21 protein-coding genes and 1 pseudogene are annotated in these 25,170 nt (G+C 40.7%); 1 reads left to right on the forward strand and 21 read right to left on the reverse strand.

Translation table 11 applies throughout. The features are described from left to right. Positions 1-10 precede the first annotated feature (10 nt). The 16 genes from ACIQXN_RS12580 to ACIQXN_RS12655 form a co-directional block, all read right to left on the reverse strand. Positions 11-1,417, reverse strand: a complete 1,407-nt coding sequence (locus tag ACIQXN_RS12580; RefSeq protein ID WP_402966825.1) for a GH1 family beta-glucosidase — start codon at positions 1,415-1,417, stop codon at positions 11-13. A gap of 406 nt (positions 1,418-1,823) precedes the next feature. After that, complete coding sequence (locus tag ACIQXN_RS12585) at positions 1,824-2,657, reverse strand: DUF2935 domain-containing protein (RefSeq protein ID WP_402966827.1); 834 nt, start codon at positions 2,655-2,657, stop codon at positions 1,824-1,826. Between the two features lie 226 nt (positions 2,658-2,883). Next, positions 2,884-3,093, reverse strand: coding sequence for a hypothetical protein (locus tag ACIQXN_RS12590; RefSeq protein ID WP_402966829.1), 210 nt, complete (start codon positions 3,091-3,093; stop codon positions 2,884-2,886). Positions 3,094-3,370: 277 nt separating this feature from the next. Beyond that, positions 3,371-4,618 carry an MFS transporter gene (locus ACIQXN_RS12595; RefSeq protein WP_402966831.1) on the reverse strand — a complete coding sequence of 416 codons (1,248 nt, stop codon included), beginning with the start codon at positions 4,616-4,618 and terminating at the stop codon, positions 3,371-3,373. Positions 4,619-5,249: 631 nt separating this feature from the next. Further along, positions 5,250-6,176, reverse strand: a complete 927-nt coding sequence (locus ACIQXN_RS12600; RefSeq protein WP_402966833.1) for an alpha/beta hydrolase — start codon at positions 6,174-6,176, stop codon at positions 5,250-5,252. Positions 6,177-6,239: 63 nt separating this feature from the next. Then, entirely contained in the window at positions 6,240-7,334 is a 1,095-nt protein-coding gene (locus tag ACIQXN_RS12605; protein WP_402966835.1) for an FAD-dependent oxidoreductase, read from the reverse strand. Positions 7,335-7,346: 12 nt separating this feature from the next. Further along, entirely contained in the window at positions 7,347-8,681 is a 1,335-nt protein-coding gene (locus ACIQXN_RS12610) for an MFS transporter (protein ID WP_402966837.1), read from the reverse strand. A gap of 91 nt (positions 8,682-8,772) precedes the next feature. Then, positions 8,773-9,522 carry a GntR family transcriptional regulator gene (locus tag ACIQXN_RS12615; RefSeq protein ID WP_402966839.1) on the reverse strand — a complete coding sequence of 250 codons (750 nt, stop codon included), beginning with the start codon at positions 9,520-9,522 and terminating at the stop codon, positions 8,773-8,775. Beyond that, positions 9,515-10,207 carry a 3-oxoacid CoA-transferase subunit B gene (locus ACIQXN_RS12620; RefSeq protein ID WP_402966841.1) on the reverse strand — a complete coding sequence of 231 codons (693 nt, stop codon included), beginning with the start codon at positions 10,205-10,207 and terminating at the stop codon, positions 9,515-9,517. Before ACIQXN_RS12620 ends, ACIQXN_RS12615 begins: the two co-directional genes overlap by 8 nt. Beyond that, positions 10,200-10,895: a 3-oxoacid CoA-transferase subunit A gene (locus ACIQXN_RS12625; RefSeq protein WP_402966843.1), complete on the reverse strand. Its 696-nt coding sequence runs from the start codon at positions 10,893-10,895 to the stop codon at positions 10,200-10,202. The genes ACIQXN_RS12620 and ACIQXN_RS12625 overlap by 8 nt, the downstream gene beginning before the upstream one ends. 15 nt (positions 10,896-10,910) lie before the next feature. Then, on the reverse strand, positions 10,911-11,864 hold the full coding sequence (locus tag ACIQXN_RS12630) for an MBL fold metallo-hydrolase (protein WP_402966845.1): 954 nt from the start codon (positions 11,862-11,864) through the stop codon (positions 10,911-10,913). 50 nt (positions 11,865-11,914) lie between these two features. Then, positions 11,915-13,645, reverse strand: coding sequence for a CocE/NonD family hydrolase (locus ACIQXN_RS12635; protein ID WP_402966847.1), 1,731 nt, complete (start codon positions 13,643-13,645; stop codon positions 11,915-11,917). A 109-nt stretch (positions 13,646-13,754) separates the two neighbouring features. After that, positions 13,755-14,171 (reverse strand): Zn-ribbon domain-containing OB-fold protein, encoded by a 417-nt coding sequence (locus ACIQXN_RS12640; RefSeq protein WP_402966849.1) that lies wholly within the window; start codon positions 14,169-14,171, stop codon positions 13,755-13,757. Positions 14,172-14,174: 3 nt separating this feature from the next. Next, positions 14,175-15,338 (reverse strand): thiolase domain-containing protein, encoded by a 1,164-nt coding sequence (locus ACIQXN_RS12645; RefSeq protein ID WP_402966851.1) that lies wholly within the window; start codon positions 15,336-15,338, stop codon positions 14,175-14,177. Between the two features lie 108 nt (positions 15,339-15,446). Beyond that, positions 15,447-16,451 (reverse strand): phosphotriesterase family protein, encoded by a 1,005-nt coding sequence (locus tag ACIQXN_RS12650; protein ID WP_402966853.1) that lies wholly within the window; start codon positions 16,449-16,451, stop codon positions 15,447-15,449. Between the two features lie 21 nt (positions 16,452-16,472). Continuing rightward, a complete protein-coding gene (locus ACIQXN_RS12655) occupies positions 16,473-17,510 on the reverse strand; it encodes a phosphotriesterase family protein (protein WP_402966855.1) in 1,038 nt (345 codons plus the stop codon). Between the two features lie 571 nt (positions 17,511-18,081). Between ACIQXN_RS12655 and ACIQXN_RS12660 the strand changes: the two genes are divergently transcribed. Beyond that, positions 18,082-18,396: an iron-sulfur cluster biosynthesis family protein gene (locus tag ACIQXN_RS12660; RefSeq protein ID WP_402966857.1), complete on the forward strand. Its 315-nt coding sequence runs from the start codon at positions 18,082-18,084 to the stop codon at positions 18,394-18,396. Between the two features lie 265 nt (positions 18,397-18,661). On the opposite strand, the gene truA is transcribed toward ACIQXN_RS12660, so the two are convergent. The 5 genes and pseudogenes from truA to eutH form a co-directional block, all read right to left on the reverse strand. Further along, positions 18,662-19,399 carry a tRNA pseudouridine(38-40) synthase TruA gene (gene truA / locus ACIQXN_RS12665; protein WP_402966859.1) on the reverse strand — a complete coding sequence of 246 codons (738 nt, stop codon included), beginning with the start codon at positions 19,397-19,399 and terminating at the stop codon, positions 18,662-18,664. Between the two features lie 588 nt (positions 19,400-19,987). Further along, positions 19,988-20,707 (reverse strand): annotated as a pseudogene (gene eutC, locus ACIQXN_RS12670) (ethanolamine ammonia-lyase subunit EutC); the annotation flags it as partial. Between the two features lie 54 nt (positions 20,708-20,761). After that, positions 20,762-22,123, reverse strand: a complete 1,362-nt coding sequence (locus ACIQXN_RS12675) for an ethanolamine ammonia-lyase subunit EutB (protein WP_402966861.1) — start codon at positions 22,121-22,123, stop codon at positions 20,762-20,764. Between the two features lie 16 nt (positions 22,124-22,139). After that, complete coding sequence (locus ACIQXN_RS12680) at positions 22,140-23,588, reverse strand: ethanolamine ammonia-lyase reactivating factor EutA (RefSeq protein WP_402966863.1); 1,449 nt, start codon at positions 23,586-23,588, stop codon at positions 22,140-22,142. Between the two features lie 272 nt (positions 23,589-23,860). Further along, positions 23,861-25,129: an ethanolamine utilization protein EutH gene (gene eutH, locus ACIQXN_RS12685; protein WP_402966865.1), complete on the reverse strand. Its 1,269-nt coding sequence runs from the start codon at positions 25,127-25,129 to the stop codon at positions 23,861-23,863. Positions 25,130-25,170 lie beyond the last annotated feature (41 nt).

Consider the following 25,170-nt stretch of genomic DNA (forward strand, 5'->3'; position numbering starts at 1 on the left):
AAACTCTTGGCTACAGCTCTTCTCCTCTTGTCTCAATGATATGCTTATACCAATGAAATGAGAGCTTTTTCTTCCGCTTCAGTTGATCTTGATGATCTACGTAAATGAATCCGTATTGCTTTTTATATCCATTTAACCAGCTTAATAGATCAATGGCAGACCAGGCATAATACCCTTTTAAATGAATACCATCAGTGATTGCCTGCTTAACCACTTTTAAATGTTCTTCAATATATTTAATACGGGGGACATCCACTATTTCACCATCAATTATCTGGTCTTCATCACCAAGTCCGTTTTCGGTTACATACATTTTAATATCACCATACCGCTCTTTTAACATATGCAGACCATCTAAAAATCCTTGAGCTGAGATTTCCCATCCCCATTTTGTATAGGTGCCATTTTTCATTTTTACAGTTCGGTAAAAGCCATCAAAAGATGGATTTCCTGGAGTTAGAGTAGATGATTCTCTTGAATGGTCAATGGACGCAACTTCATGGTTTTTCTCTACACGCATCGGCTGGTAGTAATTCAGTCCGATAAAATCATTTTTCTCTGCATTTCTTTTTAGCGTATCTAGTTCTTCTTCCGTCCAACTTGGCGTCCAGCCTTTCGCCTGTAACTGTTCAACTACATAAGAAGGATATTCACCTTTTAAAATGGGGTCATAATACCAAAAAGTTTCATATTCATTCGCATGACGAGCTGCCGCTTTATTCTCATAGGTATCGTCGATGCTATAAGCAGGTGAAAAAACATGTGTGATTCCGATCTCCCCAAAAGATTTTAGTTTCTTATAGACTTCAACCGCTTTTGCATGCGCATAAAACACATAGTGTGTCGCTTGAAAATATTTATTCACATCGTTTTGGATCCCAGGCGGATGTGCTCCTTTTAAATAGCCTAATCCACAAAACACTACCGTCTCGTTGAATGTAATCCAATGTTTGACGCGGTCACCGAAGGCCCGAAAGCAAATTTCTGCATATTTAACGAAGGCCTTAGCCGTTCGCTTATTCGTCCAGCCCCCTTCTTGTTCAAGCGCCAGAGGCAAATCCCAATGATACAGTGTGACAAATGGAACAATCCCATATTTCAAACATTCATTAATGACATTATTATAAAATTCCAACCCTTTATCATTGACCTCTCCGTCCCCTGTGGGCAAAATACGAGCCCATGAAATGGAAAAACGGTACGATTCAAGTCCCATCTCTGCCATTAATTTAATATCTTCTTTGTAACGATGGTAATGGTCTATCGCTACATCTCCGTTTGTGCCCTCATACGTTTTCCCTGGTATCTTTGAAAAGACATCCCAATTTGTTACACCTTTACCGTCTTCACTCCATGCCCCTTCTATTTGATAAGAAGCAGAAGCTGCGCCGAATAAAAAATCATGTGGAAACTTCATTTTAGACCCTCCATTTAAACCATCTTTTTAGATTCATGGTGATGCATATAATTTATAGGTATAAATTTTAATGTAATTATATTATTTTTTCCCATTATTTTACTACAAAAAGATTCGTAATATATTAAATATAAGTAAAAAGTAGTATCTATTGTAAAGGAATGATTAATACAAGTGAGATTAGTAAATAAAAGACATTGACGCTGCTATGATCTGAACCCTTGATTATTTTTATTTTAATGTAAGATTCAACTCCAACTATCATGCCCAGTTAGCTTCATAAGAGAATTTTTTATTTAAATCAAGATGTAAGATTTGTTTAAGAATTGTACATACAAAAAGCCACCAATTGGCAGCCTCTTAAAATAAAAATCCCCATGTCCTTGAGGAATTGAAATCTTCTTATTTAGGTTTCTGTAAGGTGCGCTTCGAACATATCGATAATTTCAAGGAATCTTTCGGCTTCACGGAAAACATGGTCTGCTAATAAAGGATGGATAATGCTCTTAATTTTACATTCTTCAATTAGATCCCGAGCTGTTTTCTTGAAATCTCGAAGTGAGACTACAGACACCCTATTCTGATCAAGAAACTGGTCTAAAAGAGGAAGAGTCTTTGATTGTGGCTTCATAGATTCTAAATCTGTAGCCTGAAACAACAATTGATCAAAATCATTGCTAAACTCTCTTGCCATATCCACAAGCTTTCTTTCTGATGGATCAAGGAGATGTCCAATGAATTTGGCATGATCGGCCATAATTCTTAAGAAAAAAACATTCTCTTTGATTATTGCATCGGGAAGTGGTTTTAACTTCCCTTCATTTAATTCAATTAACCGTTTTCTAAAATAATTCGCTTCCCGACTTGTATGATCCACTAAAAGAGGGAAATTGTTTGCTCCTGGTAATTGACAGGTAAGAATCAGCCCTAACACTTTTCGCTTAAAGGCATATATACCTGTGGCGGCCAGTTGAACTTCCGAATTAAATCTTTTAATTTGTTCTGGATCGGTTTGATTAGTATAAGAATGCGAATGTTGTTCAATTTTTTCAAACAATTGATAAAACTGATTAGCTTCTTCAATTAACTGTGTATCGTCACATCTGAAACCTAACTTAAGAAATAAAGAGTGTTCCTTCATAATTCTAGACCAAAAGCGAATTTCATCTAATGACCGTGCAACAAACATTCCAGTAGCTATTCCCATAATTGAATCTTGGGAGTTTCCATTCCATTTCATACTATGCCCCCAATCTCATGCCAAACAAAAAGAATTCTTTAAAATTGTATTAGCAAGTATTCATAAAAATACTTCCATACTGGAAAATAAATAGGAATGTACATTAAAAAGGCCGCCACATGGCAACCTTATAATAGCCCTAATAAACAAAAAGTCGCTCAACTTCTGAATTCTCAGCATGTTGAACGATTTTTTTAGTTTCATTACGATAAGAGATTTATAAACCTCAACGCGAAGTTTTAGGTTCTGAACAATCCGAACAGCTTCTCTGATTGCTACCTTTGAATTTAGTGAAAGATTTTTCAAAAACATTTCCGCATGAACATTTAAACTGTAGTTTTTGAGAGTACCCAAGATATTCAGTAGAAAGTAATTCACTATCGGAATTCTTCGTGACATAATCACGGATATTTTCAATAGTCCATTTTTTATTCATAATACACACCTCCGATAGTGTTTCCGAATTAAACAAAGGAAGAAGTTTCGGATACTTTCCTTTCAATTAGGATCTAGACTACCTAATCTACCTGAGTATCCTATTATAGCATTTCTTCTATCAATATAAAACTTACCCTTTTCATGTATTGAACTGCATTAATGCCTTCATGAATACAGAAAAGAGGCTAGCTCCCTTCATAGCTAAAGTGGTAGCCTCTAATAATCATTCGTTATAATGCGGTCCTCCCCATTGAAAAAGTGGGTAAGCTAAGTACCTATACTGTTACACTACTAGTACCGAGTTCCTGTTCTTCAGTTTCTCGAACTTTAGATGGTAAAGATTCGATCATGAAGAATGAACATAGGAAGGCAAGAAATGCTGCACTAGAGCTAATGACAAGCGGAGCTGTAAGACCCCAATTGTCAGCAGCCATACCACTTAAAATGGGATTTAAAAAACCTCCAAATAACTCTCCTATCCCAATAACTAAACCGACTGCTACTCCTGCAAATTTAAAGGGAACTGATTCAACTGGAACCGCCGACATGACGATCGAGCCCACACCTGAACCTGCAGATAGAAAAAATACTAATATCATCAGCATCGACACAGAATCAACGAAAATCAATGAAAATGGCAACAATATAGAACAGATACCGAAGATTATGGATATTGGCTTTCTCCCTAGTCGGTCTGAAAACGCTGGTATGACGATTCCAAAGATTGCATACCCAGCTCCAAATGCCGCCATAATGAGACTCATCGTACTTGAAGAAACTCCTTTAACATTTACAAGGAAGAGTGGCGTGTAAATACTGAACGCCATTAGAAATGTCATAAAGCAACTGAAAATAATAATCGATAACCAAATGTTACGGTGTTTGATGACTTCTTTAAAATTTATTTTTTCATTTTCCGAAGTACCTACCTGTTCTAGCTTTTTCGGGTTTTTCACAAATTTCAAAATAACCATTGATAAAATAATTCCAGGGATGATAGTTAAGTAGAAAGCTGTATGCCAGTCAAATGCATTTGCTAACGCAACAATTACAAGTGGGGCCAAAAAGCTACCGAATACAGCATTCCCAGTGTTCATCGTGAACCCTGTGTTAAAACCACGTCGGTTTTCAGAGGACTCAACGGCAATAATCGACTGTGTAATCGGAATGATTGGTCCTTCCACAATTCCCATCACTAAACGTAAAACAAAGAGCATAGCGAATGATCCAACGAAACCGTGTGATAAAGAAACAACCGAGAAGAGGACAACAAATGTTGCCAAAACAGCTTTCTTGCTTTTCGCTTTATCTGATATATATCCACCCAGTGGTCCTGAGATAGACCATGTTAAGGCTAATGCTGCACTGACTAAACCGATTTGTGTATTAGTCAAACTAAAATCTTCCTGCATAAAGGGAATAAGATAATTAATGGCTAACCGATCAAAAAACACAAAACCAATTGAGAAGAAAAAGATTGCGGTTAATTTGTTTTCATAACTCCAAAACTTCCTTTTTTCCATTATAAAACGCCCTCCTAAATTTCCGTTTCCTGTATTGCTAGTTAAAGATGGATCCTAAAATACCTTGATACCGAGTCGATTAGATAAACGTCTGGTTGGCAAAGGTCATTGTATTACCTTTTAATCATCCAATAATTAAAAATTAACCAAAGATAGATGCAATGGAATAGATTACAAAAAATTCTGAATGCTCATGACCGATTGAGCTACAAAGATGGTTTCATGTTTAATGGTTTTCTTCTTTAACCCCTCTAACTCATTAAAGGAATATTACCTGTCATTTAACGACAAAAACTAAAATATAAGCCCTTACTTTATTGAGCTCGTCTTTCAAATGATTATTTCTTTAGACAATTGCCTACTCAATAAATGGTATGATTTCGGGTCATCCTCAGGAATTTAATATAGACGGTACCCACTAAAAACTTGCTTAAAGGGTCATAACTCATTACGGGAGAGTCTTGTTGAAAGGAATACACAAGAAGAAGTAGTTTCGATTGAGGGATGCAAATATCGATTTGAATGATTTCTTAGAAGACTGACATCATAAAATGGAAGTGATCAAACGCAACGCCTCTACTTTCTGTACGATAATCACTTCCATATAATTACTATTATTCTATTTTTTTACCTACTTAGATTTTAAAAATTCACCTGTATGCTTGTAGACATCCTTATATTCCTCTAGATGTGTGAATTTGCCTAAGAAACCGTGAGTAACACCTGCATATCTTTTAGTTTCAACGGGCACACCGGACTTTTTCAAATTCTCAGCAAATAATTCACCTTCATCTCGGAATGGATCATATTCTGCGGTGATGATAAGCGCTGATGGAAGGTTTTCTAAATTTTCTTCTCTAATTGGTGAAACAAGTGGATTATCCGTATCTGCATTTCCTTTTAAGTAGAAGGAATTCAGTTCTGCTAATTGAGCACTTTCCACAAAATAACCTTTTCCATTTTCCACTAATGAGGGATAACGAAATTCACTGAAATCAAGATCGAGAGATGGATAAAATAATACTTGCTTTGTAATAGTGAACTCCTGTTGGTCACGGGCCTTTAGAGAAACCGCAGCGACTAAGTTACCGCCAGAACTATCACCACTAAGAGCGAGATTTTGCTCGTCCCACTTTAATTCTTCCTTATGTTCTATCGCCCATTTCGTGACATTATAACAATCATCTAATGCTGCTGGATATGGGTATTCAGGAGCAAGACGATACCCAATGGAAATGACTTTGTAGCCAGATTCCATACATAGCGGGCGAGCCACTTCATCATGGCTTTCTAAATTCCCTGAGAAAAAGGCGCCACCATGAAAATACATGAGTAAAGGAAAAGAATCCCCTTCTGCCGGCGTATAGATTCTTACCGGTATATCCGCTTCTGAAGTCGGAATGTTTCTTTCTTCAATAGAATACACCTGCACACGTTTTTCAAATGGTATAGCGGGAGCATCGAACATTTTTCTATGTTCTTCCGGAATGATTTTTTGATTTGGATCTGATTCTGGAATGGAGTCCAGGATTTTTTTTATCTCAGGATGTACTGGCATTTGTAAAATCCTCCTTATTTCATCATTATTAAGTTCGACAAACGACTCTTTACTTCCACCATCTTAAAAATGCGCCTTTTCAGGGAAAGCGGTTTCAGCTTTGTCCGTAGGGAATAGACGGGATAAATCCTGGTAAAGTTTCGTAATTGGTTTACGTTTCTCTTCATATACCTGTAATGCTTCTGCAATTGTTTCAGCTTCAACAATTGCTTCAGCTAATACTTCACCGTCTTGAATGGCCATGTTAGCCCCTTGGCCTTGATTATGAAGCATTGCATGAGCAGCGTCGCCAATCAACGTTACACATTTTGTGCTCCATTTTGTCATGGGCTCAAGGTCACATAAAGGACGGGTAACGATATTCTTCATATCGATACGATTAACAATTTTCTGGATGGTAGGACCGAAGCCCTTAATGCTCTCCATTAGTTCTTCTTTTGTTATTTCAGGGCGCCATGCGAACTTACCAGGAACCGTGACATCAACAGACACTTGGTCGCGTCCTTCTAATGGCATTAAATAGACTGAACTATCACCATCTACGTAGATACGTAAAATATTATCCTGTGAAGCCATGCCTAATGCTGCTTCTGTCGAAATCAATGCACGGTGGGCTAGGTAACCAGAATAGACAGGTTCCTGTTTATCTAATACTTGATCTCGAATTGGTGAACGAATACCGTCGGCAGCAATCACGAGATCAGCTTCAATTGTCTTCCCATTGGCAAATTTCACTTCCGCATAGTCCCCGTGATCAATCACTTCCGTTAGACGGTGGTCTAAATGAAGCTGGTCTTCAGGGATATGGGAGATAAGGGTATCTAATAAATCCGCACGGTGAATTAAACGAGCGTATGCTTCTGAAGTGTCATCCGTCAAAACAGGCCATGCTTCTTTAATGAATACTTGGTCGTCTCCCGCTATGATTTCCATGTGATCACTTCTTGAAGTCACTCTTTCTATATCTTCGTATATGCCCCATTTTTTAAAACAGTTTACAGTCGGGGGACGAATGCCGATCCCAGCGCCAACCTCTCCCAAAACAGGTGCTTGCTCATACACATCTGCACGAATTCCTCTTGATTTTAACGCGAGTACAGCCGAAGCACCACCGATGCCGCCGCCAATGATTACAATTCTTAATTCTGATGTTTTCATACTATTTCCCTCCTATGCAGGTTTTTTTATCATTTTATTTTCAAAAGCAAGTTTTAAAGGTACGAATGAAAAGGCAATAGCTGCGATAATGCCAGGAATCGCAAACGAAACGAAATTCATTTGCGCAGATAGATTAAGAGTAAATAGATAGCCCCCGAAGGTCGGCCCTACTATACCTCCTATTCTTCCAATTCCTGAGGCAAAACCTATTGCAGTTGAACGCATTAATGAAGGGTAGTATTGTGAAACAAAGGAGTAAGAAATATTTTGAGCCCCCATTGTACATGCACCGGTGATTGCAACAATTACATATAGTAGCAACACATCATTTTTAAATCCAAGGAACGTCATGCTAATTGCCGAAACAATGAACATTGGAACAAGCACTTTTTTTACACCGAATTTATCTGCAAGACTACCAAAGATTAACGTTCCAATGATAGCTCCGACATTGAATACAATCATGAACCGTAGACTTGAACCAAGAGCATAGCCTGCATTCAACATCAAATTAGGAAGCCAAGTAGTGACTCCGTTAATCATTAACAAGCACATGAAAAAGGCAATCCAGATCATCACGGTACCTTGTGCGCGGCGGTTTTGAAACAATGCCGCGACAGGAGATCCAGAATCTTTCTCGCTGACGCTGATTGGTTCAAATTCAACATCCGGGGCAAGGGTTACCTTCTTATTCACTTTTGTAAGTACCAACCTTAGTTCATCTAACCGTCCTTTCACTAAAAGAATAGCAGGTGAATCATGAAAATACTTGACCATGAAAGGAATAAGTAAAATGGGAAGCGCCGCCACCCAGTAAACGCTTTTCCATCCCAAGTGAGGGATAAAGTATATTCCTATTAGCCCCGCTAAAATACCACCTACAGAAAAACAGCACATGACGATGGATACCATCATGTTATGCATATGCTTCGGTGCATAATCCGTCATTAAGGCAATCACATTGGGCAAAACACCGCCAATCCCTACCCCAGCGATAAATCGAAAAAGGGAAAACGTGGTTGGACCTGGTGCGAATGCGCATAAAAATGTAAATACACTGAATAAGACCACACATAAAATCAGGATGTTCTTTCTTCCGAATTTGTCAGCCAATATCCCAAATAGTATGGCCCCAATCATCATTCCAAAAATTCCATAACTGCCCATAACGCCTGCTTGAACAGTGGATATGGACCATTCCTTCATCAGGATCGGTATGACAGAACTATAGATTACTAGATCGAACATATCAAAAGTGATAATGATACAGCAGCATATTAATAAGCCAATATGAAAACGATTGAATTTCCCTTCATTCACAACATCGACAATGTTTATTCGAGGCACCCCAACCCCCCCAGTCGTATAAAGTACGATGATGAGACTCGTGATGTTTGATCGTACAGTTCGTTCTTCTTCTTTTCAAATGGTATAAGTCTTAACGGTTCACCGAGAAAGAAAATTTATAGTCGTCAGCTTTATGAATCGCCCTTCTCCAGCCGATAAGACGATCATTTCGCGTGTATAACTTTGTCTCTATTATGAGAACGGGGTCCCCGTTGTTAATACCCAAAATCTCTGTCTCCATACTGTTCGCACCTGAAGCATATATCTGGTGATCGCCTCGCGAAATATAAATGCCTTGTTCTCTTTCAAGTAGTACGAATACACTGTCGGCATCCTCTAGCTCCCCTGCATTTGGCTGAAATTCTTCCGAAACAATTAAATAAGTCTGCGTCCATACCAAAGGTTTCCCTTTGAGCTTGATTAATCGGGAGGTCCTCAAGACCTTATCCATCGGCTCAAGCCCTAGGATTTCACACAGTTTATCTGTGGGGAACACACGATCAACACTTAATATTTTTGAAGTACAAGCCAATCCTTGATCACGAAGATAACCAACCAAGCCCCCTAACTCTAATCCTGGAGGCCGGACGGGGAGTTCCTGGACAGGGAACGTGCCTTTCGCCCGCTCTCGGTAAATATATCCCTCATTGACTAGCTCTTTCAGTGCCTGACGAACTGGTGCACGGCTCACTCTAAAGCGATTAACAAGTTCATGCTCTGTGCTGAAGGGGCGACCATTCCCACTGTCAGCGGCTTGTAATTCCTCAATCAAGATTTCCTTGATTTGTTTATAAAGCGGCACAGCTGAGCTGCGATCTATGGTATTCGTGTACTTAGTCATGCTTGTTCAGAGTTTCTGCTTGCCATTCACTGGTCGTATGAATTTTAAGCGGAGCTGCGGTATGTTCCTGCATGTGTTCAAATGTAACGCCAGGAGCAAGTTCCTGGACGACAAGGCCATCATCTGTCACGTTAATCACTCCAAGATTTGTATAGATTCGGTCTACACAACGAGGAGCAGTCAACGGATACGAACATTCCTCAACGATTTTCGGCAACCCCTTACTTGTATGCTGCATGCAGAGAAAGACCCTCTTTGAACCAACGGTCAGGTCCATGGCTCCTCCGACACGACCAAGGGGAGCGTTTGGGAGTTTCCAGCTAGCAAGATCGCCATACATCGAAACCTGGAATGCGCCAAGAATGGCAGCATCAAGGTGCCCACCACGAATCATGGCAAATGATTCTGATTGTGAAAAGAAGCAACCGCCCGGTTTTAACGTGATAGGTTCTTTACCAGCATTGACAAGGTCCATGTCCTCTTCACCCGGTTCGGGTTTTGGACCTAATCCTAGAAGACCATTCTCACTATGCAGAATAATTTCCCTTCCTTCAGGGATTACATCAGCAACAAGTGTCGGTAAACCGATACCAAGATTCACGAACCATCCATCTTCTAAGTCTTGAGCTACCCGAGAAGCTAACTCGATTTTTGTCCATCCTATCGCCTGTTGATCTCTATCCATTCACTAACACCTTCCCTTCACTTTGCGCATCTAGTTTTACTAAACGATGTACATATACGCTCGGTGTTACGATTACCTCCGGATCAATTTCACCGACTTCAACGATTTCTTCTACCTCAGCAATTGTTATTTGGGCAGCTGTTGCCATTACTGGGTTGAAGTTACGCTGAGTCTTTCGGTAAACAAGATTGCCCCAACGGTCCGCTTGATGGGCTTTGATAAATGCATAGTCACCTGTTATGGAATTCTCCAAGACATGCAAACGATCATTGTACACGCGCGTTTCCTTGCCTTCTCCAAGTTCCGTATGTGCGGCTGTCGGTGTGTAAAAGGCCGGGATTCCCGCACCGCCTGCACGGATACGCTCTGCTAATGTTCCTTGAGGAGCTATCTCTAACTCTATACTCCCATCTTCCATCCGCTTGATCAGTTCGTCGGCATGTGGACCAACAGGGAAAGAGCAAATAATCTTTCGTACTTGATTGTTGCTGATAAGCGCCGCTACACCATCACTAACTGCGCCAATATTATTGGAAACCACTGTCAGATTCTTAGCTCCCTGCTTTGTAAGGGCAGCAACTAGATGTGAGGGAAGTCCACTCCCACCAAACCCTCCGACAAGCAGCGTTGCTCCATCTTGCATATCAGCAACAGCTTTTGCTGCACTTTCGTATTTCTTTTGGATCATCTAGAATTCACCCTCTCATTTTTCATATACACCAACCAGTTCTTCTCTATAACCATTCATCGTAACAAAGAAAGCACAAGGCAGATTCCGTGGATTCCCTGTATAATTCAGCTCATCTGCAATCGATTTAAATGGTCCATACAATTCATCGTCCGGATTGGATGGTACATTTTCTCTTAAATGTCTGCAGACCATTTCAGCTAACTTCGCATCCATTTCAAGGCTATCCCGAAGTATCACTGAAACCTCCTCTCCATCCACTTGCTCACTGACCGTTTCCCCGCTTGAATTCAAGAAATGATGACCTAAGTAAAGACGCTTAGGATGAATTTCCTCGAGAAGGCGCTGCAAGCTTTGACGATAAAGAGCAGGAGACTCAATTGTGGGAATGCCGCTTTTTGCACCACCATACATTTGCACGGCGTCAGCAACAAATGCCCACCCTAAGCCATCAAGTACAAAGGTCACTGATCCGATTGAGTGTCCTGGCGTTTCCACTACAGTGATCGACACCTCGCCACCAAGTGATATTTGATCACCATCAGCCACTTCTACCGTTGGTTCCAAATCCCCCCCAATATCATTCATCAGGATTGCCGTATGCTTTTCTTGGGTTTCGGAATCAAGGTATTTTCCTTGGAGACCTTTGTAATCTATTATGTGTGCACGACGGTCACGAAGTAAGTATGCTTCCTTTTGAGGTATCACAATTTCTGCGCGACCTCCAGTTTTCTCCCAAACAGCTCGGGCGCTGCCGAGATGGTCAACATGTCCGTGGGTAAGCAAAATCCAGCGTATATCCTCGATTCGCCGACCATGCTGGTTAAGAACAGCCTCAATCTCTTGGAAGGCGGATGACGCAATCCCTGTATCAACGATTGCAGGTTCCGGTGCATCAATATAGTAGGCATACGCAGACGTAGGACCAAATTTGCATTCAATCGGGATGACACTTACTGAATTCACCATTTGTTTTACCCCTCTCATTCATTTGTCCCCAGAGCGCCTTTTAGTGACGCTTATTTTGCTGTACCTTCTGTTTCAGCTGTATTCGGCATGTTCAATACATTGAATTCTTTTGGAATGACCGGCAGCACTAAACGCGATTGGTGATTTCTATCACGATAGATTTTGTGGGTCGTAGCACGACCAGATGGTAAATGGTAGCTGTCTGGCGGTAATAATTTTGCATCTTCTCCATCAAGTGGTTCGTTGCACGCAAGTTCCAATTCAATTCGATGCCCTGGTTTAATTAAGAAGGAAAAAGGATATAAGCGAATTGCATACTCGTTAATTTCACCAGGTGTTACAGGTACCGCTCGCTTATGTGGGTGCCACGGCTCACCATATTTTGATTTTTCTTCATTTAATTCACGATGTGATGCTTTTAAATAACCTGAAGTCATTAAAGTGCGTTTGCCACTTGGATCCACATCGTAAAGTTTCGCAATAAGGTTTGTATCATCTGTATCGATTTCAACATGTAAGTACAAGGCACCTGTGCCTGTCATTTCAACAGGCTCAAGGAATTTATCACTAGTCCATTTAATATTTTCTGATTTCGTCGTGACTGTTAATGGTGCTTGATAGAAACCATCAGGATGAGCATACTCAGAAGGTAATGGCTCTGGTTTGTCACTGATTTTGTGGCGAGGACGCAAATAGAACTCTTTCTTCTCTTCGTATGGCAATGGCCAATGTTCTCCTCCCCGCCATTTGTAAGAACCTTCTACAGAGAACTGTACGGATGGTTCATCCATAATGCCTGTATCGATGCCTTTTAACCAGTAATCATACCAACGGAACATTTCGTCATGATTTTCATGGAATGGACGCTCCAACATAGGTGGTAGCGCTTGAATATCGAGCTTTTTGATTCCTGATACTTTTTCGAAACATTCAAGTGTACCTTCAACATTCCAACCACGTCCCCATTTCGCTTGGAAATAAGTCGGGATTGTCACTTTGTGGGCTACTTCTATAGCCGAATCCGCTTGCCAGAACTCTCCATCAAGTGGATTCAACAAGTAATCCATCCATAATTCATGACGGTCTTGGTAATGTAAAAGGTGGACGAAATCTGACCAATGCGCGATATCTGGATCTTTTAATCGCTCCTGCGTCATTCGCTTAAGTTCTTCTTTCGTGAATACTTTCGAGCTCTTACTTGCAACGTTATTAAACGCATTCCCGCTATCGCCACCACGTCCTTCACGAGAAGCACGTGGCATTAACCACATAATTCCGCCGTGATAACAAAGTTCATAAAGATCAAAGTGGCCTCCGTTTGCAAAGATTGCTTTCAAGTGCGGCGGTTGCTCTGCCGCGCCTAAAATTTGAACGGATGCAAAGTATGAAATACCAATCATCCCGATGTTGCCATCGCACCAATCTTGTTCTGCCAACCATTCTACGAGATCATAGATGTCTTTCCCATCTCCATGGCCCCCAGAATTATAGTTCCCGCACATTTGTCCTTCAGAGCCGCCTGTTCCGCGTACGTCAGCGATAATATGGGCATATCCCCGGGATACTACTTCATGAATATCCCCAGCTTCGATCGCCCCATTCCAAAGATGGCTTGGGCGTGCTTGCGGAGGTAATGTTAGGGCTTGTGCTTGCAGCTCTTTACCATATGGGCTTAACGCCAGCAAGGCTGGAACTTTTTCCGCGCCTTCAGGACGGTATATATCTGCCGCGATATGTACGCCATCTCGCATTTGAATGCTTGCGTCCTTAGTGATGATCATTTCAATCGCTCCTTGTCTGCTTAAATCTTTGTAAGTATTTTTTGTGTTCCATATATGTGTTCCACCAAGTTCTTAAGATTCCGAAAATTAATATTTATGGAATGGATATTTATTCAATTACAATCGGTGAAAAGCACGGTATAAACGGTCCTGGATCCTCTTGATTTCCGCTTTGCTTAAAGACTACTTTTACTTTTTGGCCTATATGCACAGCATCAAGATTACAGTCTACTATATTCGTCATCATTTTCGGACCTTCATCGAGCGTAACAAAAGCTATCGCATACGGAGTTCCTTTTCTCATCACACTATATGTGTAGATACTGCCAGTACCGTTCGCTTCTTTCCATATCGTCTTATCACTCATGCAAAACGGGCACAACATACGTGGATAATAGTGATATTCACCACAAGAATCACACTGTTTTATAAGTAACTTTCCTTCTGTAGCAGCATCCCAATATTCCTTGTGTTCAGGATGAATTTCAGGGACGGACATTTTTCTGGATTCATACATAGTTGCCATGATCTACACCCTCTCCAAGATCAATGTTGCACTGCCATGACGGCTTGCAAGTCCTCCGCCAGTACCATGAACTAATGCAAGATCACAATTGTTTACTTGCACCTTTGAATGCGCCTCTCCACGAAGCTGGCGCACAGCTTCTATCACCTTCACGATTCCACCACGGCTAGCTGGGTGATTATTATTCAATCCTCCACCATCGGTATTGACTGGTAGCTTACCAACACCTGATATCAGGTTTCCATCAGCCACAAACTTTCCGCCTTCGCCCTTTTTACAGAAACCTAAATCCTCCAGTTGCATTAACACAGTAATGGTAAAGCTATCATAGATGGAGGCGTATTTAATGTCTTGAGGCGTAACCCCAGCTTCCTCAAAAGCTGAAGCCCCTGACCATATAGCACCGCTATAGGTAAGATTAACTTTTCCACCCTTTAAGCCTTTAGATGATTCTCCAGCTCCCATTACTCTGACAAGCGGACGTTTCAGACTTTTTGCTATTTCTGGACTCACCACTACGATTGCCCCGCCACCATCACTTACGACACAACAATCTAATCGATGTAAAGGATCGGCAATCATCGGAGAGGAAATTACATCTTCTACTGTAACGACATCACGTAGCATCGCATGTGGATTGTACTTGGCATGATGTGAAGCTGCCACTTTAACCCATGCCAACTGTTCACTTGTCGTACCGAATTCGTGCATATGTCGCATCGTAGCCATCGCATACTCATTTACCGCAGTCGGTCCATAAGGGAGTTCAAAAGGTCCATCCGGAACATTTAAGCCTACTAATTTTTGTTTAACTCCGCTTCTTCCTTCTGAACGGGGACGACCGCCCATCGTGATCAATGCTACATTACATTTTCCCGCTACTATCGCTTGTGCTGCGTGTGAAACATGGGCGATATAAGAAGATCCCCCAATATCCGTACTATCTAAATGTCGTACGTTAAGGCCTAAATAATCCACCATTGATAGAACACCACCAGGTGCATCACCGGCACAGAAATATCCATCCACATCCTCAAATGTGAGGCCAGCATCTGCCAAAGCGCCGCTAGCACATTCAGCATGTATCGCGGCAACTGATTTATCTGGGGCTTTACGTAGTGGATGCTCAAACGCTCCAGCAATATAAGCCTTTCCTTTAATATTCATGATACTACCTCCGTCCATCCTGTTGATTCCATACCGTATCGCCACACTGTGATCCACATACCTGAAGGAAGAGTGCTAGGCTCCAATAAGCCGGGCACCATTCTGTTTTTATTTTATAGCTGCGAACACATCAGCTTTTCTGTTGCTAAGAGGTTCTTTTGGCTCCTGCATGGTAAGAATATCTGCAGGAGTGCGGACTAAAAGTTGTTCAACTACGTCTGCACTAACGCCTGCTTTTATAAGGTCAGGAATAAATTCCTCAAACAGATAGTTGACGGAATGTCCTTTTAATCCCGGCCACCCCAACGCACAGCAGTTGGCATCCGCTGAAATGACAGCCCGATCCAAATATCCTTTGTCCATGAAACGAATGAAATGTTCAACCCGGTCTTGACGAGGTCGTGCCCAATATGGTGCCCCATCGGCTTCTGTATCGTAGCCGATTGTGTCGAACCCTACATATCCTCCTAAACTTGCAATCATAGAATCACGTTCTTCATTAACGCTTGGTCCTTCATCGGCATGCCCCATCAGAACACGATTAAGCGGCAAACCCTCTTCATTGAAGATAGCGATGGCTGTTTCGGGATCCACGCACAGATGCGTGATGATCGGAACACCCGTTTTCATAGCTGCCCGTGCAGCTGCGCGGTAAATCCTTTTGTCAAGTTCGTTAAGCTTGCCACCACGGCTCACTCCGACTTTAACAGCCCCTGCTTTTGCGCCTGTACCGTCAATTCCGATCGTAATCTCATGGATGAATAAATCTGTTAAATATTCTACTGATTTTTCACGGAAATACGGAAGCGCCGAGTCACCCGCTACAAAACCTGTAACTGCAACAATATTGACGCCCGTTCTGCGTGAAAGCACTTGGAAGTATTCCACGTCTCGCCCATTACCGATTCCTGTGCAATCCACGAATGTCTTACCACCATGTTCATGGAAACGGCGTAACTTTTGGATGGTCACTTCAAAGGCTTCTTCAGGTTTTTTCCACCATTGTGTATCTAAATCACAGCCCGGAAGACCGAACCCAATATGTTCATGCATAGCTGTAATTCCCAAATCTTCTGTCGCGATTGTTCCTAGAACCGTATTTACCTTACCCATCATTCATTCACTCCTCACCTTTTATTTTTGCGCACCGACAACCGCTTCCTTTTTTGCAATAACTGAAGTTGCTGCAGTCAAAACACGCTGTGGATTTTCTTCTAGTAAAATACGAATCTGTTCATCCGTTATGCCTGCCTTACGTAGGATCGGTACGAATTTTGTCAGCAAGTAATCATAGCCTAGATCCTTTGTTTCATGGCCTTTTGCAACACCGACTGCATTGGTTGAAATAAGTAAGCGCTTTCCATGACCTTTTGCAAATAGTTCAGCGATTAACTCGGAACGTTCTGTATCATTAATATAGCCTTCTGGTGCAGACCAGCCAACATGATCTAATGCCACATACGCACCTCGTTCTGCAATAGCAAATGCTTCTTCCCGTTCAACAGCATCCAGACAATCAAGATCTCCGATAATAATACGGCTCGCGTCAAGGCCTTCGTTCATGATTACTTCCAAATCATTTACGGCATCGGCACCATATTGTACAGATACAGGTACTCCTGTTGCCAGTGCAGCCTGTGCACTACCGCGGAAAAGTTGCTGTTCGATTGCTGTAATGCCGCTTTGAGTAGCAATGGATGTAACCAATCCTGCCAGACCTGATCGTTCTATACGTGGTACCACGATTCCTTCTACTACCTCTTTTTTGAATAATTCCGAAAATTGTTCTGCCGACCAAGGTGTAGGAGGATTCTTTTGTGGCGTAGTAAAGTAACCACTTAACATCTTCTGAGGCCCTAAGCCTGTAGAAGCGATAATATGTACACCAGTAGTCTTAGAAAGAGTTTCATAGAGTTTTACATCACGACCGTGAAACATACCGCTATAATCAACAATTGTTTTACCTCCATTACGGCGGAAATCGATTAGCTTTCGTTTCAATACTTCGAAAATCTCACTCTTGTCCATGTCGATTTCTGGTGCAAATTCCGCACCAGGAACCACGGAAAGCAGTGTTTCATGCACAAGAACAACACCCAGTTCTCGAGAAGGCACCGGACCAAGTACTGTACGAACAACTTTTGAACCTTTTTGCTCTATATTTTCTACCATTGTAAAAACCTCCTTCATTCAATTGAACAGCACTTTTCTTTAACTGAACATGCTGATTCTGATTTTAAGTTATTTATAGGAAAACCTTATATAGCAGGCGTCTCCTAAATTTCTCGCTACTAAAATATAGATTTTCTATTAAAAAAATGAAGAATCAAAGTGTTATTCTCTAAAACAAGCTAAATGTAATCGCTTACTTTTCCAATAATGAAATATAGTACCAAATGTGTTAATAACATATTATAATATTGTTATACCAAAGTCAAATAATTTTCTGACTCTTATGAAAATATAGTTTTATTAAATTTTGGTATGTATATTAGACCACTCGTCAAACAAAATACTATATTATATCAAAAAAATCATGCCTATAGAATCGTTTCCTAGGCATGGTTATTAACATTGCCTCTTGCTCCCTTCAGATTTTAACCCTCTTCTAAAAGTAACCGGGCACATTAATTTATCAACAATTGGGTATAGGAATAAATAGAATAATTAACCAGCCCTAATAATTGCGGATTAACTTGTGCTATGAAAAAATAGAAAATATTTATAATGGGAGTGTGTTTAAATGAATATTGAGCTCAAAAAAGCAGCAGTAGAACAGCTTAAAAAAGTGGATTTTAAAGAGAATGAGGGAATCAGGATCGAAGCCATTTATCTTGGAAGCTGTTCTATTTATGTAGAACACGAATTGAAAATTGACAAGCAGAACAAAGATGATGAGAAGTTCATAATCGATAGGGTCCCTATATTAATATCAAACGAGTCTAAAAAGCACCTTCCGAAAAAAGTTTTCCTTAACTACAGTGATAATCTTGGATACAAACTATATTCAGACGAAGAAACTTTGAAATACAATCTCCAATTGAAAAGTGTTAAATAACAAAGAACATAATAAAAAAAAACCTTCTGTTTTGAACTGCACACCATCTAACCATTGGAGGTGTCGTTCCGTTTCAGTTGGTTTTTTAAAGTTTATCTAAGAGTTTTCTCTCATCAATGAGTATCGATATTCTTATTTAAGTACCAGAGCGGAAACATTGCCTTAGCAACGCTCCCACCATATAAGTTACCTGGAATGAGTGTAATTACCTGAACTCACTCTGTCAAATAAACAACTCATTATAAACAGTCTAGATTATCCTTCATTAAAACTCTACGTTTTCCAAGTATAACCCAGCTGGATCTGCCATTCGACCCGTTTGGACCCTTTCTTTCGACTCTATAATACCTGGGATATTTTTTGCATCTATCTCATCCAACCCAACTTCTATTAACGTCCCGACAATCTTTCTAACCATGTTATACAGAAAACCATTGCCTCGCACTCTAATTTCGATGAAACCTGCATTGTCTTCGATATGGATCGAATAGATTTCACGCACCATGGATTTTTTTTTGGACTTTGCATTCGAATAAGCAGTAAAATCATGACTGCCTATAAAATATCGACTAGCTTCTTTCATGCTTGTGATATTCAGATTTTGGTCAACATGCATACTGTACTTTCGCATGAAAGGATTTGTATATTGCTCATTCCAGATCTTATACAAATACGTCTTGTCCTTAGCATTATAACGGGCATGAAAACGCTCGGGAACTAAAGTGACTTCCACAATACTGATATCTCGAGGTAAATATCGATTCAAGTAATTCATGACTTCTGCTTCAGTCATATTTGTATCACTCTTAAAATTGGCTATTTGGGAAAGAGCATGTACACCGGAATCCGTTCTGCTACAACCGATGATTTCAACCGGTTCCCCTACCATTTCCGTTAACACACTTTCGATCTTCCCCTGGATTGTATTTTCACTATTACCAAGTCGTTGCCAGCCCTGATAGCGCCCACCATCATATTGAATCGTCAATTTATAATTATTCATTACTTCCTCCTAATTTTATTACTAATGCAATCTCTTCAAAGAAAATTCTTGTAACATACAAGCCCCTCGCGCATGAGGGAACACATGATTTTTCATTATTAATAACACAGTAAATTATTATGTAATTATTCCAAAGTCTTTCTCGCTACATGATTTATTCAGGAATTTATTCTATTAGATAATAAATACAAGCAATAATCCGAAAAGCACTTCTGCCTAGTGTACCAAAGGGGTTGACGTCATGCAATGAAATGAAATATTCAGAATCCTTAAGAGGCATTACAGTAAGGTAAGAAAATTGAAAGTTCTCCGCCCTCTAGACTACATACATATATATAAATATAAGTTGGAAGCTTAGTGGAAAGGAAACAGACATTCTTGCGCCGCTGTATTGTAAATTTTTTACAATATAAATAGTGGACGGTATATGTAAGCTTAATAATTACGCTTTGATGTAAAAAGAACTTAAACCCTAATAATACAAGGATTTAAGTTCTTTTTGCCTGTAAGGAGCCGAACCCTCTATAGCATCTCAGCAAATTGTTCATCGACATTTGAAATGACATGAAATTCAACGTGCTGTAATTTTCAGCCCTCCTTTTCCACAAGTGAAATGCCACTCGCTTCGTATCTTAGAATTTTCTGAATAAGCGTGCCAAGATAGGCACCGGCTTCGACAGGGGGAATGCCGCCTTTATGAATGTTTGAGACAACCATCCGGTCCGATTCTATCGTCCCGATACGCGGCTTATAGCATAAATATGCGCTGAGTGACTCAGCAGAAACAAGTCCAGGCCGCTCACCAATCAGTAAAATGACAACATCCGGCTGAAGTATTTCCCCGATTTCATTCATTAGGGCAACTCGCCCTTTATCAACATAAAAAGGCGTCCCTGTTTCAATCCCTAAGTTTCCGAGTGACTGAACGAGTGATAAATACACATCTTCCACATTCTCTTCAATTGCTCTTGCGCTCAACCCATTAGAGATGACAATCTGCACACAAGGTAAAGACTTGCACTTCTTTTTAATTACTTCTTTTGCATCATCGGATAATTTGCGACCAAGATCTGGCCGGCGAAGGTATTCTTCTTTATCTCTAACACGTGTCTGAACTTGAAATAAGTCTAGTTCCTTTAGCAATTCGTCCGGTACTTCTCCGTATACTGCATCAACTGCTGCTGCATGGTCAAACCGAAATTGAAGCCAAGTGCTCGTTTTTGGTCTTGACCCTGCCCGGCCTACTGCGATGCGTGCCGGTGTTTTCATTTGTAACTCTTCTATCAAACCGGCATCTTTTTGAGCTGGATTTTTCATGTGTTGCAACTGCTGTTCATTTTGCAAGATAAGCTTCCCCCTTTTTTACGAAAATAATGATATGTTACCCGCATTTGGACCAAGGTGTCCATTTTCATAAATCCCCATTTTCTCTAACCACTCAAGAAAAGCCGGTGCCGGTGTTTTTCCAAAAAGCTGATTTAATGTAGCCACGTCGTGATAGCTCATGGATTGATAATTCAGCATACAGTCATCACCCATTGGTGTGGCTATTATGAAGTTCACACCTGCGGCTGTCAGTAAAACGCCCAGGTCTTCAATGTCATTTTGATCGGCTTTTATATGGTTTGTGTAGCAAATGTCTACACCCATAGGAAGGCCATGCATCTTGCCCATGAAGTGATCTTCAAGCCCGGCACGGATAACCTGCTTGCTATTATATAAATACTCTGGACCAATAAAACCGACGACTGTGTTGACTATATACGGATCATAATGGCGGGCAAAGCCATAATTACGCGATTCAAGCGTCAGCTGGTCAATGCCAAAATGCGCTTCTGCGGACAATTCAGAACCTTGACCCGTTTCAAAATACATATGCTGAGGCCCAGTCCCTGTACCTTGTCTTTTTGCCAATTCATTAGCTTCTGCAATCAGTTCAGCAGTAATCCCGAATGAACGGTTTGCCGCTTCTGTTCCCGCGATACTTTGAAAAATCATATCTGCAGGTGCACCTTCTCGAATAGCTTTCATCTGTGTACTTATGTGGGCAAGCACGCAGTTCTGTGTCGGAATCTTCCATTTTTGTATAAAATCATTGGTCGCATGTAGAAGACGTTTCACACTTTCAACAGAATCATTGACCGGATTAATACCAATTAGTGCGTCGCCAATTCCATACGAAAGACCATCTTTTAGGGATGCAAGCATTCCATCAACATTGTCGGTCGGATGGTTCGGTTGCAACCTTGATGAAAGAGTACCTTTCTGACCAATAGTAATATTGCAGGTAGTTAAAATCTCCATTTTATTTCCCGCATGGACGAGGTCCAAATTCGACATTATCTTTGTGACTGCAGCAATCATTTCACTATTTAGTCCTTTACTAAGCCGTTTCAGCTCCCTGTCACCTATTTCATTGCTCAAGATGTATTCACGTAATTCCGCAATACTCCAATTTTTCACTTTCGAATAAATCTTTTCATTTATGTCGCCTTCAATAATGGCAGAAACTTCATCCTGATCACTGGGCAAAAACGGATTGTTTCGAATATCGGCAAGGGTAATGTCACTGATGACTGTTTTAGCAGCGATACGTTCTTGTACGTTTTCCGCTGCCAGCCCTGCGAGACGATCTCCCGATTTTTCTTCGTTTGCTTTTGCAAATACTTCTTTTAAATTGGTAAAATGATATACTTTACCGCCAAGCGTCGTTTTTAAATTCATGTTATATTTACCTCCTTTATGATGAATGGAACGTTAGTGTTTTGATGACAACAGGCACAACCTCGGACTGCCTAGTGTGACCAATGTCTATATAATCACCATGTTCGACATTTATCTGATCAATGCACACGATACTTTGCCGAGCATTCATGGCGTGCAATGTCTGACCGAGCACTTTGGCATGATCGGTTTGTAAAACGATAACGATTGGCTGCTCCGAATCATGCCGCAGGTCTGACATTTTTATAATTTCTTTTGCTAATATTCGAATATTCTTAAAACTCATATATGGCAAATCCGCTAAATAAAACACGAAGTTTTGTCCTTCCTGAAACGAATCATACATGTCAATTGCCTCTTTCACAGACTCTCCAAATATGGAAAGCCCGCTTTTAAAACCATCTTTAAATGAGAACTTGTATACCGGCAAATTTTTCAGAGGTAGTACTTCTGAAGCAACCTGATTCGTCGCGCCGCTTATTTCCGTAGTGTGGGTTCCGGCCCCGATTACCGTCGCGCGCACAGTCTCCTTGGGTTCGATCCTGTTCCATTTAGTAAGAGTGCTATTTTCTAATAAGGCTGCTGCCAGCTTAACTCCAACATCACAATACAAAATATCAGTTGGTTTTGAAGATTCCTTTTTATACATGCATTCAGAAATGCCACCAGAAAATATCACATCTTCAATCCTTGTTCCCCAATTAGGGTGATGTCCCAAAAGTAGTACATTATCTTTTAAAACCGGTTCGCATGCTATAAAACGAGCAATTGACTCGGCCATGAATTTCGTCACTTTATCTATATCACGGTGATGAATCGGATCCCCTATAGTAAGCGTCCAGCCTTCCTGTTCAATCAACCTCTGTACTGGAGGTGAAATTGAGGTGACCAATCCATCACAAAATTCAATGAGTCTTCCCCCAATATGTAATGTACAAGTACCTAGCAATTCCTCCCGTTTAAAGACAGCTATATTGGCTGTACCTCCACCGATGTCGACGTTGGCTGTCACTCTTCCAGTTTTCACAGAGTGATCATAGGCACCTGATCCTTTTGCCGCGATTATACCTTCTAGATCCGATCCAGCAGTTGCCACGAGAAAATCACCAGCTTCACCTGAGAGGTGATGGACGATTTCGCTTGCATTTCGTTTTGTCGCGGCTTCACCTGTTATGATGACAGCTCCTGTTTCGATATCCGATGGATGTACACCCGCCTCCTCATATTGCGACCGGATGAATTTCTCGACGCTAGATACATCAATGGTTAAAGCATCTTTAAGTGGTGTTCGAAAAATAGGACTTTTGTATAAAATTTCTTTACCGACAATTTCAATACGAGGAATATCCGTACTCCCCGCGGTATTCATTAGTGAAAAGCGACTGATAATAACTTTGGTCGTACTAGTGCCAATATCTATACCAGCGCTAACCATCTTATCTCGTTTCAAATGAACTCCGGCCATTCAGACACCCGCTTTCCTCGTAAAAAAAAGACGCCTTTACAAAATCGACAATTATTCGTCGAGCTGTAAAGGCGTCTTTGCCATAAACATTCACTTTTTAATAGCATTAATATATCAAATATTCTACTAATTGTAAAGATTATAGTGAATTTCCATAAGCCAATCATTATTCTTAAAACATATTATTGGAGTTTAAGAGTGAATGATTGAATTATTATAATTTTTTTACCGGTGTTACTGATGTATCTTCGTAGTTAAAATATATAAACCCCTTAAGCTTCCTTTTCTTTGAGATATTCAGTATCCGCTTCAATAAGATACTCTCCTTTTTTAATTATACCCTTCCTCCGGTCCAGTTCTTCAAGTTTTAATGCAGTTGGGACGGATAACCAATAAGCGAATGCAATTGCACATACACCAGCTAGAAATTTACCTGCAAGAACCGGCAAGATTAGATTCGGCTGAAAGTTAGCGGTAAAAGATAAATGGTCTCCTAACAAGAAAGCTGCACATACCGCAAATGAGATATTGATAACTTTGTCTTTAGGCGGCATGTATCGAATGAGTTGGAACATCGCTAGAATGTTTGCTACTGTTGCCAAAATCCCGGCACTTCCAGTAGAAGATAAACCAAGTTTACGGCCGCCTAATTCAAGCGGTTTTGCTGCATATTTACGGAGTAAATATACCATTGGAAAGGCTCCAGCAAGCATGATGCCGATATAACCTGCTGTTTCAAGGGCACGGAACTGATCTTTTTCATCCGCCATGATTGGATGGAAACCCCACTCTCCGAAAACCGTCGAAAAGATTCCTGTGAAAATTTCAATAATCGAGAAAACAAGTACTAGTTTAATTAATGCATCCATCACTCTTCCAAAAATCATAAAACCACTGATCATCATCCGCGGGAAAAATTTTAGTCCAGCCGCAATTACTACGACGAATAGGAGCAAAGGTAATAAATTGAGGAAAATTTGCCCATATGCCAGTGCGAATTCATGTGTTGATTCAGCTGTCGTACTAATTTCTGTACGAACGTCTGTATTAAATAAAACTACCAATATACTTGAAATTAACGCTCCAATCGGAATCGTCAATACGCCTGACATGATTCCAAGTGCCATATACTTGTGATCGCGTTTATCAAGCATCGCTAGTCCCATCGGAACCGAGAAAACGATGGTGGCGCCGGCCATATAGCCAACGATCAATGCCATGATCCACCCTTCATATGATTCCTTCAATGCATTCGCCAGTTGATACCCGCCCATGTCAGATGCCAAAATTGCCGTTGCTGCAATAGCCGGATCCGCACCAAGAAAATTAAAAAATGGTCCGACGAGTTTATCAATGAAAATTGTCAAATAGGGAATGGATGCCATAATCCCAGCAGCAGGAACAAAAATATGACCTACTGTATGAATACCGTTCATGAACTCTTTTCCTAGCCCCTGATCCGGACTTTTTATGGCGGCAATGGCTCCTGCAAGAGCACACGCCATGATAATGTAAATTACAATTGTACCAACTAATTCCATTTGAATATCCTCCTGTTTTTTTGATAATTAGTATCATTCCA

This window comes from Peribacillus sp. NPDC097295, from assembly GCF_044761665.1.
In the GTDB taxonomy this organism is placed as follows: domain Bacteria; phylum Bacillota; class Bacilli; order Bacillales; family DSM-1321; genus Peribacillus.